General features: G+C 74.4%; 18 protein-coding genes. 7 read left to right on the top strand and 11 right to left on the bottom strand.

The window, feature by feature from the left end; genetic code table 11:
* Position 1: 1 nt before the first annotated feature.
* On the top strand, positions 2-1,003 hold the full coding sequence (locus Q1K26_RS01710) for a polyprenyl synthetase family protein (protein WP_300007332.1): 1,002 nt from the start codon (positions 2-4) through the stop codon (positions 1,001-1,003).
* Here Q1K26_RS01710 and Q1K26_RS01705 read toward each other — a convergent pair.
* The 5 genes from Q1K26_RS01705 to Q1K26_RS01685 form a co-directional block, all read right to left on the bottom strand.
* Positions 979-1,176 carry a hypothetical protein gene (locus Q1K26_RS01705; RefSeq protein WP_300007331.1) on the bottom strand — a complete coding sequence of 66 codons (198 nt, stop codon included), beginning with the start codon at positions 1,174-1,176 and terminating at the stop codon, positions 979-981. The genes Q1K26_RS01710 and Q1K26_RS01705 overlap by 25 nt on opposite strands.
* A 35-nt stretch (positions 1,177-1,211) precedes the next feature.
* On the bottom strand, positions 1,212-2,117 hold the full coding sequence (gene rarD / locus Q1K26_RS01700) for an EamA family transporter RarD (RefSeq protein WP_300007329.1): 906 nt from the start codon (positions 2,115-2,117) through the stop codon (positions 1,212-1,214).
* Positions 2,118-2,167: 50 nt separating this feature from the next.
* Positions 2,168-2,371, bottom strand: a complete 204-nt coding sequence (locus Q1K26_RS01695) for a hypothetical protein (protein WP_300007327.1) — start codon at positions 2,369-2,371, stop codon at positions 2,168-2,170.
* Position 2,372: 1 nt separating this feature from the next.
* Positions 2,373-2,615, bottom strand: a complete 243-nt coding sequence (locus Q1K26_RS01690; protein ID WP_300007324.1) for a hypothetical protein — start codon at positions 2,613-2,615, stop codon at positions 2,373-2,375.
* Between the two features lie 232 nt (positions 2,616-2,847).
* A complete protein-coding gene (locus Q1K26_RS01685; protein ID WP_300007322.1) occupies positions 2,848-3,888 on the bottom strand; it encodes a phospholipase in 1,041 nt (346 codons plus the stop codon).
* Positions 3,889-4,001: 113 nt separating this feature from the next.
* Here Q1K26_RS01685 and Q1K26_RS01680 point away from each other — a divergent pair, with 113 nt between their 5' ends.
* Together Q1K26_RS01680 and Q1K26_RS01675 are read left to right on the top strand one after the other, a co-directional pair.
* Positions 4,002-4,691, top strand: a complete 690-nt coding sequence (locus tag Q1K26_RS01680; RefSeq protein WP_300007320.1) for an OmpA family protein — start codon at positions 4,002-4,004, stop codon at positions 4,689-4,691.
* Positions 4,692-4,700: 9 nt separating this feature from the next.
* A complete protein-coding gene (locus tag Q1K26_RS01675) occupies positions 4,701-5,063 on the top strand; it encodes a hypothetical protein (protein WP_300007318.1) in 363 nt (120 codons plus the stop codon).
* A gap of 126 nt (positions 5,064-5,189) precedes the next feature.
* Here the strand turns inward: Q1K26_RS01675 and Q1K26_RS01670 are convergent, their stop codons facing one another.
* The 4 genes from Q1K26_RS01670 to Q1K26_RS01655 all read right to left on the bottom strand — a co-directional run bounded on the left by Q1K26_RS01670 (position 5,190) and on the right by Q1K26_RS01655 (position 10,859).
* On the bottom strand, positions 5,190-6,851 hold the full coding sequence (locus Q1K26_RS01670) for a serine/threonine-protein kinase (protein ID WP_300007316.1): 1,662 nt from the start codon (positions 6,849-6,851) through the stop codon (positions 5,190-5,192).
* Positions 6,852-6,984: 133 nt separating this feature from the next.
* A complete protein-coding gene (locus Q1K26_RS01665) occupies positions 6,985-8,070 on the bottom strand; it encodes a 2-oxoacid:ferredoxin oxidoreductase subunit beta (protein ID WP_300007314.1) in 1,086 nt (361 codons plus the stop codon).
* A 34-nt stretch (positions 8,071-8,104) separates the two neighbouring features.
* A complete protein-coding gene (locus Q1K26_RS01660; protein ID WP_300007312.1) occupies positions 8,105-9,991 on the bottom strand; it encodes a 2-oxoacid:acceptor oxidoreductase subunit alpha in 1,887 nt (628 codons plus the stop codon).
* 112 nt (positions 9,992-10,103) lie between these two features.
* A complete protein-coding gene (locus Q1K26_RS01655; RefSeq protein ID WP_300007311.1) occupies positions 10,104-10,859 on the bottom strand; it encodes an enoyl-CoA hydratase in 756 nt (251 codons plus the stop codon).
* A gap of 137 nt (positions 10,860-10,996) precedes the next feature.
* Between Q1K26_RS01655 and Q1K26_RS01650 the strand changes: the two genes are divergently transcribed.
* The 3 genes from Q1K26_RS01650 to Q1K26_RS01640 all read left to right on the top strand — a co-directional run bounded on the left by Q1K26_RS01650 (position 10,997) and on the right by Q1K26_RS01640 (position 13,833).
* Positions 10,997-11,482, top strand: a complete 486-nt coding sequence (locus tag Q1K26_RS01650) for a PaaI family thioesterase (protein WP_300007309.1) — start codon at positions 10,997-10,999, stop codon at positions 11,480-11,482.
* A 61-nt stretch (positions 11,483-11,543) separates the two neighbouring features.
* Complete coding sequence (locus Q1K26_RS01645; protein ID WP_300007307.1) at positions 11,544-12,827, top strand: D-arabinono-1,4-lactone oxidase; 1,284 nt, start codon at positions 11,544-11,546, stop codon at positions 12,825-12,827.
* Positions 12,828-12,831: 4 nt separating this feature from the next.
* A complete protein-coding gene (locus tag Q1K26_RS01640; protein WP_300007305.1) occupies positions 12,832-13,833 on the top strand; it encodes an alanine racemase in 1,002 nt (333 codons plus the stop codon).
* A 75-nt stretch (positions 13,834-13,908) separates the two neighbouring features.
* On the opposite strand, the gene Q1K26_RS01635 is transcribed toward Q1K26_RS01640, so the two are convergent.
* Together Q1K26_RS01635 and Q1K26_RS01630 are read right to left on the bottom strand one after the other, a co-directional pair.
* Positions 13,909-14,304, bottom strand: coding sequence for a DUF5946 family protein (locus tag Q1K26_RS01635; protein WP_300007302.1), 396 nt, complete (start codon positions 14,302-14,304; stop codon positions 13,909-13,911).
* Positions 14,301-14,948 carry a phytanoyl-CoA dioxygenase family protein gene (locus Q1K26_RS01630; protein ID WP_300007299.1) on the bottom strand — a complete coding sequence of 216 codons (648 nt, stop codon included), beginning with the start codon at positions 14,946-14,948 and terminating at the stop codon, positions 14,301-14,303. Before Q1K26_RS01630 ends, Q1K26_RS01635 begins: the two co-directional genes overlap by 4 nt.
* A gap of 110 nt (positions 14,949-15,058) precedes the next feature.
* Between Q1K26_RS01630 and htpX the strand changes: the two genes are divergently transcribed.
* Positions 15,059-15,910 carry a zinc metalloprotease HtpX gene (htpX, locus tag Q1K26_RS01625; RefSeq protein WP_300007297.1) on the top strand — a complete coding sequence of 284 codons (852 nt, stop codon included), beginning with the start codon at positions 15,059-15,061 and terminating at the stop codon, positions 15,908-15,910.
* The last annotated feature ends 137 nt before the right edge of the window (positions 15,911-16,047 follow it).

Below are 16,047 nucleotides of genomic sequence, written 5' to 3'. Positions count from 1 at the left end.
TGTGAGCAACTACGAGGTGGCGGGCGTCGAACTGGGGGACGCGGATCTGGCCACGGCCACGGCGGCCGGGCTGGAACGGGTCGAGGCGCTGCTGCGGCGCGAGGTGCGCAGCGACCACCGGTTCGTCACCGAGACCTCGCTGCACCTCATCGAGGCCGGCGGGAAGCGGTTCCGACCGCTGTTCACGCTGCTCGGTGCGCAGATGGGGCCGCAACCCCAGTCCGACGCGGTCGTCACGGCGGCGGCCGTCGTCGAGCTGATCCACCTCGCCACCCTCTACCACGACGACGTCATGGACTCGGCCACGATGCGCCGCGGCGCGGAGAGCGCCAACCACCGCTGGGACAACACGGTCGCCATCCTCACGGGCGACTTCCTGTTCGCCCACGCCTCGCGTCTGGTGGCCGATCTCGGGCCGGACGCGGTCCGGATCATCGCGGAGACGTTCGCCGAGCTCGTCACCGGCCAGATGCGCGAGACCCGCGGCCCGCAGCCCGACGAGGACCCGGTCGACCACTACCTGTCGGTGATCGCGGAGAAGACCGGCTCGCTGATCGCCACGTCCGGTCGCTACGGCGGCATGTTCGGCGGCTGTACCCCGGAGCAGGTGGAGGCGTTGCACCGCTTCGGCGCGGTGGTCGGTGCGGCCTTCCAGATCTCCGACGACATCATCGACATCGCCTCGGCGTCGGAGGACTCCGGCAAGACGCCGGGCACCGACCTGCGCGAGGGGGTCCACACGCTGCCGATGCTGTTCGCGCTGCAGGGCACCGGTCCGGACGCCGACCGCCTGCGGGTACTGCTGGCCGATCCGATCACCGACGATGCCGAGGTCGCGGAGGCGCTGGAGCTCCTGCGGCGCGGCGACGGCATCGCCCGGGCGCGGGAGGTGCTGGCGGCGCAGGCGAAGGAGGCCCAGCGCGAGCTGGAGCGGCTGCCGGCCTGCCCTGCCGCCGACGCCCTGACGACCCTCACGAACTACATGGTCGAGCGCACCGCCTGACGGCCGGATCCGCACCACCCGTCCGCGTCCAGGGCCTCGACCAGCGCGACACCCCACGCCGCGAGCTCCGAGGGGGTGTGCACCGAGGCCTTCGCGGCCAGCTCGGCCTCCGCCCCGGCCCACACCGCAGGCGCCAACCGGACGGGAGCGCGAGCGCTTCGTGTCCTCGGCACGACCGAACACCTCACGCTGCGGTCCGGGCGGCCGCCTACGGCGCGACGGGGACCGGCACCGGGCGTGCGGTGCGGGCCGCGCGGACCAGGTCGGCGGTGAAGATCACCAGCGCCACCCACACCAGCACGAACCCGATCCAGCGGGTCGGGGCCATCTCCTCGCCGACGACGAGCACGCCCCACAGGAACTGCAGCGTCGGGTTGAGGTACATGAGGATCCCGATCGTGCTCAGCGGCACCCGGCGGGCCGCGGCGCCGTAGAGCAGCAGGGGCAGGGCCGTCACCGGCCCGGCGGCGATCAGCAGCAACAGGTGCCCGATCCCGAACCCGCTCATCGTGCCGGTCCCGGTGAGCTCGAACACGCCGATGACGCCCAGCGCGAGCGGGCCGAGCACGAGGCCCTCGGCGGTGAGGCTCGCGGTGGCCGTCAGCGGCACGGTGCTCTTGATCAGGCCGTAGAGCCCGAACGACCCGGCGAGCACGAGCGCCAGCCACGGCGGACGTCCGCTCTCGACGGCGATCACCACCACGGCGACGGTCGCGACGGCCACCGCCGTCCACTGGGCGGGACGCAGCCGCTCCCGCAGGACGAGGACGCCGAGCAGCACGCTCACCAGCGGGCTGATGAAGTACCCGAGCGCGGCCTCCACCACCTGGCCGGTGAACACCGCGTAGATGTAGAGGCCCCAGTTCACGGTGATCAGCAGGCCGGCGGCGGTGACCATGGCCCAGCCGCGGGGCGCCAGCCTGCGCAGCTCGCCCCAGCCGCGGGCCAGTGAGAGCACGGCGGCCATCAGCACGGCGGTCCAGGCGATGCGGTGGGCCAGCACCTCGATCGGCGCGGCGGGCGCGAGCAGCGGCCAGAAGGCGGGGAAGAGCCCCCACATCGAGTAGGCCCCGATGGCGGCCGCGACCCCCCGCCCGTCCAGCGCCGTCGCCACCACCGGACCATCAGAACACCCGGAGGTCCCGCCCGCGCCGGTGACGCTGGTCACCAGTCGAGCAGCCCTCGTTCCGGGGGCGGGTGCAGCTCGGCTCCGGCGGCCAGCAGGCGGTCGAGGTGGGCGCGGACGTGGTGCCCGCAGAACAGCAGCTCCCCGGCCGCCACGGTGGCCCGGATCCGGGCCGCGGCCGAGCAACGGTCGCAGCGGTCGGCGCGGGTGAGGGGCCGCGCTGCAGCGAGTCGGGCGTCCATGTCACGCCGCCGCGAGCGCGGCGCGGCCCGAGGCCGTGAGCCGGGCGGGAGCGGGTGCGGGCCCGGGCGAATCGATCAGCCCGGCGCGGACGAGACGCCATCCGAGGAACTGGTCGCAGCATCCGACGCCGTCGACGACGAGCAGGACGGTGCCGGTCCCGGAGACCTCGCAGCGTCCGGCGTGGACGGCGCGGAGGACGGAACGGTCCCGTTGACTGACGGGGTCCGTGGCGGTGGTGGTCATGGTGCGCTCCTTTCCCTGCGGTCCGGTGCCGGGCGCTGCCGCTGCCCGATCCGACGTGTGGTGGGGCCGGGAACTCATCTCCTCCCGGTGGAGAAACGGTAGGTCGCCGTGCCGCGGCGGGGATCGGGTGTGAGCCCCGTCTCTGCGCCGAGCCGTCCGGGGGCCCGGGACGCGGCGCCGGGGGACCAGGGGGATTTCCCGGCCTGCCGGCCCGGGGAATAGGGGATCGCGGTCAGGGGGCGGGCGTGCACGCGTTGCCGTGAGCGGCCGCGGCGACGCCGGTGACGACGTCGAGCTCGGCCGCGTCGCGCGGCAGGAACACCCGCACCCGACCGGCCGCCACCCGCACGCCGGCCAGGGGATCGGGTACGGCCCAGCCCTTGGCCAGCGCGTCGTAGGCGAGCGCGGTGGGCAGGGCCAGGTGCAGGACGTCGTCGACGCGGGCGAGCTCGCCCGTGGCCGGGTCGAGGAACGCCTCGTCGGGACCGGAGGTGGTGCTCCGGTCCAGGGTCAGCGTGCCGGGCCGCAGGCCCTCCAGCGACGAGATCCGGGCCAGCAGCTCGTCGCGCCGCGGCGCCCCGTCGGCGGTGCCGCGATCGGGGAGCCGGCCGCCGGGGACGGTCGGCCAGCCCGGCTCATCACCGTCGGCGAGCGGGTTCTCGCCGTGGCGGCGCAGGAAGTCCAGGCGTTCGGTCAGCCAGGTCCCGACCTCGCCGACGATCCGGCCGTCGAGCCGGTCCCCACCGGGCACGCTCTCGGCCCGCACCGGTGCGCCGCTGCGCGACACCAGGTAGTCGTGCGTGGGGCCGTCACCGTCGTGGGCCAGGAACACCGGGATGCCGGAGAGCCGTGCCCGGTCGGCCGGGACGTCGGCGGGCAGCTCGCCGTGCAGCAGCACGCCGCCCGCCCAGCGCTCCGGCTCGGCCAGCAGCAGCGCGCCGGCCAGCGCGGCGCCGTCGGCGAAGCCCAGCAGGATCACCGGGCGGGCGGGGTCGCCCTCGGTGTCGAGCCAGTCCAGGAACCACCGCATGGTCGTGGCGAGCCCGGCGCCGTCGACGAACCATCTGAAGCCGCTGCCGTCCTCGATCGGGCCACGCACCGCGGCGTAGGCCACCGGACCGGGCGGCAGCCAGGGCGCGAGCTCGATCATCGAGGCCTCGCTCGCGCCGCCGCCGTGCAGCGTCACCACCAGCGGCGCCGAGGGATGGCCGGTGCCCCAGCGCGCCACGACGGGCGCGGCACCGAGTCCGGCGGCTCCGGTGGGGGTGGTCACAACCGGTCAGCGTAGAACTGAGGGTCGACGCGCGGCGTCTCGCACTGAGACGATCTCTCATCGCCGACGCCCACCGCGCTCGGTGTCACCGCATCCGGAGGGCCGGAGGGCCGATGGCCGATCGCCGCACCCGTGTGGCCCTGTGGGCAGTGGCGCTGGTGACCGTACCCGCCGCGCTGGCCGCGATCGCCGTGCTGTGGCCGGGCCCGCAGCTCGCCGACGACCTGAGTCTGCGTACCGAGGCGGCTCTCGACGCCGCGGGCCTCACCGAGGTGGGCACGCTCGTCGCCGGTCGCGACGTCCGGCTGGTCGACGTGCCCGCCGGGGCGGAAGGAGCGGCGCTCGCCGCGGTCACGGCGGTCGACGGCGTGCGCGCGGCGGAGGTCGCGTCGGTGGTGTCGACGCCCGCCGCCGCGGACCCCGAACCGGCCGCGCCGGGCGACGTCGCACCGGGCCGAGCCTCCGGGACGGGTGTCGAGGTCGCCGCGGTACTGGCGGCCACCCCCGTCACCTTCGCCCCGGACAGCGCGGAACTGGAGGGCGCGCCCGCCGAGGCGGTGGACCGGATCGCGGCCCTGCTGCGGGCCGGCGACGACCCGGTCACCGTCGAGGGGCACGTCGCCGACACGCCGGGGCGGCCCGAGGCGGCACAGGAGCTCTCCGAGCGGCGGGCGGCCGTCGTCGCCGACGCGCTGGTGGCCGCGGGCGTGCCACGCGGGCGCATCACCGCCGTCGGCCGCGGCGCGGCGGAGCCACTGGACACCCGCGCGGCGAGCCGCCGCGTGGACATCGAGATCCGCTAGGAGGACTCCGTGGCCTGGTTGCTGGCCCAGGTGTGGGTGCTGTGCGCGGTGGCGTTCCTGCTCGGCGCAGGCGTCACGTGGCTGCTGTTCGTGCGGCCCCGGCAACGGCCGATGGCCGGGTACCCCGGACGTTCGGTCCCACCGCACGAGCCCGGACCCGGACCGGACCTCCCGCAGCGGCGGCCGCAGCCCGAGATGCCGTCCGGGCCCGCGGTCGACCCGGCCCTGTCCGCGCTGGACGGCACCACCCTCGGGATGCCGCCGGTACCCCGGGTGGGCACGCGGGCCAGCGGTGCGCTGGACCTGCTGGGGGTCGCCCGCCGCGAGCCGCCGGACATCCCGCGCCAGCCCGGCCCCGACGACCGCGCGTGACTGCACGGCACGGCCGTCGGGCCGGCGGGGTGCGCTCGTCGATCGTGACGGAGGTCGGTCGGTGTCACCGCCCCGCCGCACGGCCTCTCGGACGGTTCGACCAGGCGTCCCCCGACCGGCCCGAACTCAGCGCAGCGCGGTGATCCGCAACGCCTGGATGCGGACCAGCCCGGCGCCGTCGGGCGCCTCCAGCTCGATTCCGGGGATGGTGCCCGACACCGGCACCTCGTCGTTGACGACATCGGCGACCAGCCGGTCGTCGATGTACATGGACAGCTGCTCCTCCCGCACGAGGACGGCGAGGCGGACGACCCGCCCGGACTGCACCCCGTCGATGCGGACCGGCTCGCCGATCGGCTCCTTGCCCTCGCCCCGCCGGAACACGCTGAACACCGCCGACTCGGTGGCGGTGTCCAGGCACCAGAAGTTCGACAGCTCGCCCGGGACGGCCCAGCGCAGGCTCCAGCACAGCTCGACCGCCGAACCCGGACGGACCGCCAGGTCCATCTCCCCGAGATAGACGGTGACGCCGTCCACGTCGAGCTCGGTGTAGGTGTCGGCCCCGGGGGCGAGGGACTCCAGCTCCAGCGCCCCGGGGACGTACCGGATGTCCTCGCGGGACGAGTCCGGCTCGGTCGAGGGCTTGACGGTGAACCCGCCCGGCGTGCCGTCCATCGCCGCCTCGTAGACGACCTCCCCGCGCGCCACGCCGGACAGGGCGGCGGGTGCCGGGCCGAAGGTGGGCGGGGTGAACGTCGGCGCCGGGGCGAACGTCACGGTCGACGTGGGCGCGGCCGCGTCGTCCGCGGCGGCCGCGTCGTCGGCGGGGGACGGTCGGACCAGCAACGCGACCACCAGGACCAGGACGATCAGCGTGGCGACCGCAGCCCCGACGAGCGCCGCGCGCCGCCCCGCGGACCGGGCCGGTGGCGCCGCGACGCCCGGACCCGCGGGCGCCGGGCCCGCCAGCGCCTGGGCGAGCGCATCGACGAACATCGTGGCCGAGGGATATCGCTCGGTGGGCGACTTGGCCAGCCCGCGGGCGAACACCGCGTCGACCGCGACGGGCAGCGACGGGGCGACGTCGGTGGCGCGGGGGGCCGGACGGGTGGCGTGCGCGACGAGCAGCGGCACGGTGTCGGCCTCGGTGAAGGGCGCGCTGCCGGTGAGCATCTCGAACGCCACGCAGGCCAGGGAGTACAGGTCGGCCCGGTGCCCGATGGCGCCGGTCCCTCCGGCCTGCTCGGGCGCCATGTACCGCGGGGTGCCGAGGTACTGGCCGGTGACGGTCGCGCCGGTGTCGCCGATCTCCTTGGAGATGCCGAAGTCGGCGACGAACGGACGGCCGTCGCGGTCCAGCAGGATGTTGGCCGGCTTGATGTCGCGGTGGAGCACTCCGTGGCTGTGGGCGTGGTCGAGCGCGTCGGCGACCGCGCGCAGGATGTGCAGCGCCGGGCCCGTCGCCATCGGTCCTGCGGCGAGGGCCTGCTGCAGTGTCGGGCCGACGACCAGCCGGGTGGCGAGGTAGACGACACCCGCGTCCTGACCGGCCGCGTACACGGTGAGGACCGACGGGTGCTCGAGGTCGCGCATCAGCGTGGCCTCGCGCCGGAACCGGGCCACGAAGTCGGGGTCGGCGGCCAGCGCGGGGGTGAGCACCTTGAGCGCGACGGGTCGGTCGATGCCCGCCTGGTGCGCGCGGTAGACCTGTCCCATGCCGCCGGTGCCGATGAGCGCGTCGACGACGAAGTCGCCGATCCGGGTGCCGGGGGTGATCGTCCGGGTCATCGGGCACCCGATCGTCCGCGAACCACGCCTGCACCCCCACCGTGCGACCGATCCCCGAGCCGGGCGTCACGGTAGTACCGGAGGCGGGGTTTGGCCACGGTGACGATCAGTGGCCCCGGCCCGGGCAGCGGTGTCAGCCGACGACGGTCCAGGTGTCGCGCCCGTTGAGCAGCGCCTGCAGGTCGGGTCCGCCCGCGGTCGCGGCGCCCTGCCGGGCGGCGTCGACCTGGGCGCGGGTGGCGTCGTCGTAGGTGGTGCGGTCGACGTTGCGGAAGATGCCGGTGACGGTGTGCATGAGGTCCTGGTCCGACAGCCGCGACAGCGCGAACGCGAGGGCGTGGTCTCCGGCGTCGTGGGTGACGATCTGCTCCGCGTCGACCTCGTCGGCCTTGGCCACGCGCAGCCCGAAGCCCTGCTGCACCACCGCGTAGCTGCCGAGACCGTCGTCGCCGACCGGCCCGAAGCGGATCGGCTCGCCGTCGGTGACCGGGATCAGGCGTTCGGCGGCCTCGTCGCCCTTGCGCAGGATGTCGAAGGCCCCGTCGTTGAAGATCGGGCAGTCCTGGAAGATCTCGACGAGCGCGCTGCCGCGGTGGGCCGCGGCCGCCCCGAGCACGGCGGTGAGGCCCTTGCGGTCGGAGTCCAGGGCGCGGCCGACGAACGTGGCCTCCGCGCCCAGCGCCAGCGAGATCGGGTTGAAGGGGTGGTCGACCGAGCCCATCGGGGTGGACTTGGTGACCTTCCCGACCTCGGATGTGGGCGAGTACTGGCCCTTCGTCAGGCCGTAGATCCGGTTGTTGAACAGCAGGATCTTGAGGTTGACGTTGCGGCGCAACGCGTGGATCAGGTGGTTGCCGCCGATCGACAGCGCGTCGCCGTCGCCGGTGACGACCCACACCGACAGGTCGGGACGGGTGACCGTGAGCCCGGTGGCGATGGTCGGGGCGCGGCCGTGGATCGAGTGCAGGCCGTAGGTGTTGAGGTAGTACGGGAACCGCGACGAGCAGCCGATCCCGGACACGAACACCGTGTTCTCGCGCCGGATCCCCAGCGTGGGCAGGAACTGGCGGACCGCGGCCAGCACGGCGTAGTCGCCGCAGCCCGGGCACCAGCGCACCTCCTGGTCGGAGGTGAAGTCCTTGGCGGTCTGCTTGTCCTCGGTGGTCGGGACGCCGTCGAGGCCGCCGATCGAGGGCAGTCCGAGATCGAGCGCGGTCATCTCTTCGCCTCCGCGGGAAGAAGTACGTCGGCGGTCATGCGAGCACCCCATTGAGGTAGTCCAGGAACAGGTCCTGCAGTTCCTCGGCCTTGAACGGCAGGCCGGTGACGTTCGTGTAGCTCTTCGCGTCGACGAGGTAGCGGGCGCGCAGCAGCAGCACCAGCTGGCCGAGGTTCATCTCGGGGATCAGCACCGTGCGGTAGTTGCCCAGTACCTCGCCGAGATTGGCCGGCATCGGGTTGAGGTTGCGCAGGTGGGCCTGGGCCACCGAGTGGCCCATCGCGCGGACGCGCCGGCAGCCCGCGCCGATCGGGCCGTAGGTCGAACCCCAGCCCAGCACGAGCAGTTCGGCGTCACCGTTCGGGTCGTCGACCTCGACGTCGGGCACCGTGATGCCCTCGACCTTCGCCGCGCGCAGCCGCACCATGCGGTCGTGGTTGGCGGGGTCGTAGGAGATCGAGCCGCGGCCGTCGGCCTTCTCCAGCCCGCCGATGCGGTGCTCCAGGCCGGGCGTGCCCGGGATGGCCCACGGGCGGGCCAGGGTCTCGTCGTCGCGCAGGTAGGGCCAGAACTCTCCCGTGCCGTCCGGCGCGTTCGGAGCGGTGGCGAACCGGGGGTCGACCGGCGTGAGGTCCTCGACCGACGGCACCCGCCACGGCTCGGAGCCGTTGGCCAGCGACCCGTCGGACAGCAGCATCACCGGGGTGCGGTAGCGCACCGCGATCTCCGCGGCCTCCAGCGCGGCCCGGAAGCAGTCGCCGGGGGACTGCGGGGCGATCACCGGGAGCGGTGACTCACCGTTGCGGCCGTACATGGCCTGCAGCAGGTCGGCCTGCTCGGTCTTGGTCGGCAGGCCGGTGGATGGGCCGCCGCGCTGCACGTCGACGACGATCAGCGGCAGCTCCAGCGCCACCGCGAGACCCACCGTCTCCGACTTCAGCGACACCCCGGGCCCGCTGGTGGTGGTCACCCCCAGCGCTCCGCCGAACGACGCACCCAGTGCCGCGCCGACCCCCGAGATCTCGTCCTCGGCCTGGAACGTGGTCACGTCGAACGACTTGTGCTTGGACAGCTCGTGCAGGATGTCCGACGCCGGGGTGATCGGGTAGGAGCCGAGGAAGACCGGCAGCCCGGTGGTGTGCCCGGCCGCGACCAGCCCGTAGGCGAGCGCGGTGTTGCCGGTGATCTGCCGGTAGGTGCCGGGCGGCAGGGGCGCGGGCTTCACCTCGTAGGTGACGGCGAACGCCTCGGTGGTCTCGCCGTAGGCGTGCCCGGCCCGGAACGCCAGGATGTTGGCCTCGGCCAGGTCGGGGCGGCGCGCGAACTTCTCCCGCAGGAACCGCTCCGTGCCCTCGTGCGGCCGGTGGTACATCCACGACAGCAGCCCGAGCGCGAACATGTTCTTCGCGCGCTCGGCGTCCTTCTTGCTCAGCCCGGTCTCCTCCAGCGCACCCTTGGTCAGGGTGGCCATCGCGACCGGGTGCACCGCGTACTGCTCCAGCGAGCCGTCCTCGAGCGGGTTCGCGTCGTACCCGACCTTGGTCAGGTTGCGCTTGGTGAACTCGTCGGTGTTGACGATGAGCACGCCACCCGCGGGCAGGTCGGCGATGTTGGCCTTGAGCGCGGCCGGGTTCATCGTGACCAGCACGTCGGGGCGGTCACCCGGCGTGAGGATGTCGTAGTTCGCGAAGTGCAGCTGGAACGACGACACCCCGGGCAGCGTGCCTGCGGGTGCCCGGATCTCGGCCGGGAAGTTCGGCAGCGTGGACAGGTCGTTGCCGAAGGCGGCGGTCTCGGAGGTGAACCGGTCCCCGGTGAGCTGCATGCCGTCGCCCGAGTCGCCCGCGAACCGGATGACGACCCGGTCCCGCTCGATCACATCGGGTCCGGCTACGGCTCCGTCATCGATCTTGACAGTCATGGTGCGGGCTCGTCCTCATGGCCGGGGGCGCGGGGGTGGACTCGGTCGAGGTTAACTCCCTGTTCACGTCAGTGTCCTCGTACCCCGGCCGATGTCACACCTGTCCGTTCGTTCAGGCGGAACTGCTGATCTTCCGCTGCAGTTCGGCCAGCCGGGTGCGGAAGTCCTCCGAGCGCGCCGACTCGGCCTGGGCCCGCACCTCCACCTCCACGGCGTCGGCGTGCGAGGCCATGGCCGAGGTCAGGCGCAGCGTCGCCTTGGTGGTCACGGTGAGCCCGCGCGGCACGGCCGCGGCCCGGGCGCCCATCTCGACCGCGGCGGCGACCACGTCGTCGACGGTCCGGTGCACCAGGCCGATGCGCTGCGCCTCCTGCGCGTCGACGACCTCGCCGAACAGCGTCAGCGCCGCCGCGGCCTGCGGGCCGAGTACCCGCTGCGCCATCCACGTGTAGCCGCCGCCCGGGTGGATGCCCAGCGGCAGGAAGCGGGCGTCGAACCTCGCCCTCGGCCCGGCCAGGCGCACGTCGGCGGCCAGCGCCAGGTTCAGCCCGGCGCCGACGGCCGCCCCGTTGACGGCGGCGATCGTCGGCAGCGGGCAGGCGGCGATGGCGAGGAACCCGGCGTAGACGGCCTTGAGCGTGGCCGGGTCGGCCGTGGCGAGCTCGCCGAGGTCCCCGCCCGCGCAGAAGCCGGGATCCTCCCCGGTCACGACGACGGCGCCGACGGACGGGTCGGCGACGGCCGCCTCGACGGCGGCGCTCAGCAGCCCCGAGAGCTCCAGGTTCATCGCGTTGCGGCGGGCGGGGTAGGACAGGGTCAGCACGGCGACGCCGTCGGTGGTCGCTCTGCGGACTTCGATGTCGGCCATGGCGCGCATCCTGCCGGTCCGGGGCCGGGTGCGCGCCGTCACGTCCGTCACCCCGGGTCCGCGGGCTACCGTCCGGGGATGGCCGCTCCGTCCACCGATCTCGTCCCGCACCCGACGCCCCGCCCCTGGGCGCCGAGTTGCCCGAGCACTACGCGGGCTGTTTCGCGTGCGGTCGCCTGCCGGGCGGGCTGCGGATGCGGTTCCGGGTGGTCGACGCGCTCACTCTGGAGTCGGTCGTGACGCTCGCCGCCGAGCACCAGGGCGCCCCCGGGATCGCCCACGGCGGGATCGTGGCTGCGGTGTTCGACGAGGCGCTCGGCGCGCTGCAGGCGTTCCTGCAGGAACCGGCCGTCACCGCCAGCCTGACCACCGAGTTCCGGGCGCCGGTGCCCATCGGCACCGCGCTGTTCGTGCGCTCGCGCATCGACTCCCGGGCCGGGCGCAAGGTCCGGGTGAGCGGCACGGCGCATCTCGGCGCGGTGGACGGGCCGGTGGCCGGCACCGCGTCGGGGCTGCTCGTCGTGGTGCCCGCCGACCACTTCGTGCGACACGGCCGGCCGGAGGACGTGGCCGCGGCGCAGGCGGCAGGCGTCGCGCCCCGCCCCTTCGCCGGCGGTTCGTGACCTCGCGGGGTGCGGGCCGCCGGTCCCGATCACGCCGCGGCCTCCTGGGCGGATCGAGCCCGTGACCTGGCGGAACTGGGCGGGTAACCAGCATGCCGACCCGGTGCGGACGGTGCGGGCCCGGGACGCGGGTGACGTCGTCGACGCCGTGCGGGCCGCCGCGCGCGACGGCCTGCGGGTCACCGCGGTCGGCTCGGGACACTCGTTCACCGCGATCGCGGCGGCCCGCGACGTCGCGCTCGTGGCACCGGCCGACCCGGACCGGATGCGCCTGCACGGCGACATGGTCACGGTGCCGGCCGGGCTGTCGCTGCGCGCGCTCAACGCGTGGCTGTGGGACCGCGGCCGGGCCCTGCCCAACCTCGGTGACATCGACGCGCAGACGGTCGCGGGCGCGATCTCCACCGGCACCCACGGCACGGGCTCCGCGCACCGCGGGATCGCCGCACAGGTGCGGGCGCTGGACCTGGTCACCGCCGACGGGTCGCTGCGGCGCTGCTCGCCCGCCGAGCACGCCGAGGTGTTCGCCGCCGCCCGGATCGGGTTGGGCGCGCTCGGCGTGCTGGTGGACGTCACGCTCGCGACGGTGCCCGCGTTCCGGCTGCACGCGGTCGAGGCGACGGCGCCGGTGGACCGGGTGCTGGCCGACCTCGACGCGTACGCGTCCGGCAACGACCACTTCGAGTTCTACTGGTTCCCGCACACCGACCTGGCCATCACCAAGTGCAACAACCGCACCGCGGCGGCGGGGCCGGTGCGCGGACGGGTCGCGGGGTGGGTGGGCGACGAGGTCGTCGGCAACGCCGCGTTCGGCGCCGTCTGCCGGCTCGGGACCGCGCTGCCCCGGCTCGTCCCGCGGATCAACCGGCTGGCGGCCGAACAGTTCGCGGCACCCGAGCACGTCGCGCGCTCCTACCGGGTCTTCACCAGTCCGCGCCGCGTGCGGTTCCTGGAGATGGAGTACGCCGTGCCGCGGGAGGCCGTCCATGAGGCGTTCGCCGGCCTGCGCGCCGCGGCCACCCGGCACGCCCGCGCCGTCACCTTCCCGGTGGAGGTGCGTGTCGCCGCCGCCGACGACATCCCGCTGTCCACCGCGTCCGGCCGCGACAGTGCCTACCTCGCCGTGCACGTCCAGCGCGGGCACCCGCACGAGGCGTACTTCGGGGCCGTCGAGGACGTCATGACCGCGCTGGACGGTCGGCCGCACTGGGGCAAGCTGCACACGCGCACCGCGGCCGACCTGCGCCCGCTCTACCCGGGCTTCGACGCGTTCGTGGCCCTGCGCGACCGGCTCGACCCCGACCGCCGCTTCACCAACCCCTACCTCGACCGGGTGCTCGGATGACCACATGAACACCACCGATCTGACCACGCCCGCACTGCTCGTCGACGCCGACGCGCTGGAGGCCAACATCGCCGACATGGCCGCGGCCCTGCCCGGCCCACGGCTGCGCCCGCATGTCAAGGCGCACAAGAGCACCGCGCTCGCGGCCCGCCAGGCCGCGGCCAGTCACCCCGGGTTCACCTGCGCCACGATCCGGGAGGTCGAGGGGATGGCCGCGGCCGGGCTGGGCGAGGACCTGCTGCTGGCCAACGAGGTGCTCGACGCGCGCCGGCTCGGCGCCCTCGACGCCCGCGTCACCGTGGCGATCGACTCGCCGCAGACCCTCGCGGCCGCCGTCGCCGGCGGGGTGCGGGAGGTGCTGGTCGACGTCAACGTCGGGCTCCCGCGCTGCGGGATCGCCCCCTCCGTCGCCGGAGCGCTCGCCGACCGGGCCCGCGCCGCCGGGCTGACCGTCCGCGGCGTCATGGGCTACGAGGGCCACCTGATGATGCTCGACGACGTCGCCGAGCGCGCCCGGCTCACCGAGGAGTGCATGGCGCGGCTGCTCGCGGCGCACGCCGACGTCGGCGGGGACATCGTGTCCGGCGGCGGCACCGGCACCTACGCGCTCAACACCTGGGTCACCGAGGTCCAGGCGGGCTCGTACGCGCTCATGGACACCGCCTACACCGCCGCGGGGCTGCCGTTCCGGCAGGCGCTGAGCGTGCTGGCGACCGTCGTGTCGGTGACGGCGCCGTCCGGCGAGATGCCCGGCTGGGCCGTCGCCGACGTGGGCCTCAAGGCGCTGGGCATGGACCACGGCAACCCCACCGTGCCGGGCGCGCAGGTCTGGTTCTGCTCCGACGAGCACCTCACGTTCGCGCCCGGGGAACCGTTGGTCGTCGGCGACCGGATCCGGGTGCTGCCCGCACACGTCGACCCGACCGTGGCGATGCACGAGCGCATGCACGTCGTCCGCGGCGAGCACGTGCTCGACACCTGGTCGGTCGACCTGCGCGGCTGGTGAGGCGGTTCGCGCGCGTTCCGGGGTCTCGCGCGGCCCCGGGGGCGCGCGAGACCCGATTGCGCGCGCGAGACCGGGTCAGCCCGGCAGCACGGCGTCGGCGACGGGCCACCACACCTCCCACACCTCCGCGGCCCAGCGCCGCACCAGCGCGCAGTGCTCGGCGGCGTCCCGGGCCCGGGCCACGTCGGTCACGCGCGTCGCCGCTCGGCCCACGGGGCGCGGGATCCGACCGGGAGGATGCTCGCGCAGCCGCCCGGAGGCCCACGTGTTGTGCTTGCGCAGCGCCGGCCCGTCCAGCCCCCCGTCGATCGCGGCGCGCACCACGCTGAGCAGCACGGCCAGTGCGTGGTCGCTGCTGTCCCCGGGATGTTCCAGCCGGTAGGCGGCCACCGTGAGGTGGTGCACGGCGAAGTACCCCGGGTCCTCGAACTCGCGCGCGAGCAGCAGCTCGAAGGCCTCCTGCTCGGTCACGCCATCTCCTCGCTCGCGCTCGTCGCCGCCGTGTCCGGCGGTGCTGTGCTGGATGGTGACCTCGCAAGCGCGGTCACGCGCCGCCAGGTGACCTGCAGGGCGTCGCGGCGCACGGTCGACCGGTTGCGCGTACCGGAGTGCCACAGGTGCCCGTTGAGGACCACCGCCGATCCCGCGCGCAACGCGATGCGCCGCTCGCCCGGCCAGGTGCGGTCGACGGTGTCGCCCGGTGCGGAGCGGTTCCAGACGTGGGTGCCCGGGACGACGCGCGTCGCGCCGCCGTCCTCCGCCACGTCGACGAGCGCCACGATCGCCACGGCCACCTGCGGTTCGGGCGGGGGCGGGCCGGCGAAGTCGGCGTGCAGCGCCTGCGCGCCGAAGCCCGGGTGCGGGGCGCGGACGTGCAGCGCCCCCCGTCCCGGGCCGGGCCCGAGGACGTGCTCGACGGCCGCCACCAGGTCCGGCGCCGTCCACACCGCCTCCACGGCGGGGCCGCTCAGGTCGTCGACGTGCAGGGTGCCGCCCGGTCCGCGGGGCCCGTCCCGGTCCAGGACGTCCTGCATCGCCGCGCGGACCCCGGCGAGGGCGGCGGCATCGAGGAGGTCGGGCAGCAGCAGGTAGCCGTCCGTGTCCAGGGTGATCACGCAGGCGAGCCTGCGGGTTGACGCCGCGTCAACGTCAACGGGGTTCCGGAACACCACCCCCTCGTGGCTCGTTGAAGTCGCAAGGGAAGTGGGAAGGAACGGACCTCGGCATGAACGGCCTCAAGACCGCGCTGCTGCTCGGTGGGATGAGCGGACTCGTGCTGCTCGTCGGGTCGTTCTTCGGCCGTATCGGCCTGGTGGTCGCGGTCGTCGCGGCGCTGGCGATCAACGGTTACGCGTACTTCAACTCCGACAAGGTCGCTCTGCGCGCCATGCACGCGCGCCCTGTCACCGAGCCCGAGCACCCGGCCATGTACCGGATCGTGCGCGAGCTCTCCCGCGCCGCCCGCCAGCCGATGCCGCGCCTCTACATCTCGCCCACCGCCGCGCCGAACGCGTTCGCCACCGGTCGCAGCCCCCGGCACGCCGCCGTCTGTGCCACCACCGGCCTGCTCGAACTGCTCGACGAGCGCGAGCTGCGGGCGGTGCTCGGCCACGAGTTGTCGCACGTCTACAACCGCGACATCCTCATCTCCTCCGTCGCCGGCGCGCTGGCCACGATGGTGAGCTTCCTGGCGAACATGGCCATGTTCGCCGGGCTGTTCGGCGGGGGCGACGACGAGCGCCCCAACCCGATCGCGCTGATCCTCATCGCGCTGCTCGGACCGGTCGCGGCCGGGCTCGTGCAGATGGCGGTGAGCCGCTCGCGGGAGTTCCAGGCCGACGCCTCGGGTGCCGCGATGACCGGCGACCCGCTGGCACTGGCGTCGGCTCTGCGCAAGCTGGCCGCCGGCACCCAGCTCGCCCCGCTGCCCCCGGACCCGCAGCTCACGGCGCAGTCGCACCTGATGATCGCCAACCCGTTCCGGGCGGGGGAGCAGATGGCGCGGTTGTTCGCCACCCACCCGCCGATGGAGGAGCGGATCCGGCGGCTGGAGAACATGCGGCTGCCGGAGCGCTGAGCCTGGATCCACCGCCGCAGTTCGCGTTACGCGCTGGTTGATCTTCTGGGTGGGTTGGTGGGAGAAGGTCGTGGTTGAGCTGCCGGTCTGTCCGGCTCTTCCACTGCTGGTTCTCCGGTCGGGCCCCGGTGGGGGGC

Source organism: Pseudonocardia sp., from assembly GCF_029263155.1.
In the GTDB taxonomy this organism is placed as follows: domain Bacteria; phylum Actinomycetota; class Actinomycetes; order Mycobacteriales; family Pseudonocardiaceae; genus Pseudonocardia.
This window is presented reverse-complemented; position numbering and strand designations above follow the sequence as displayed.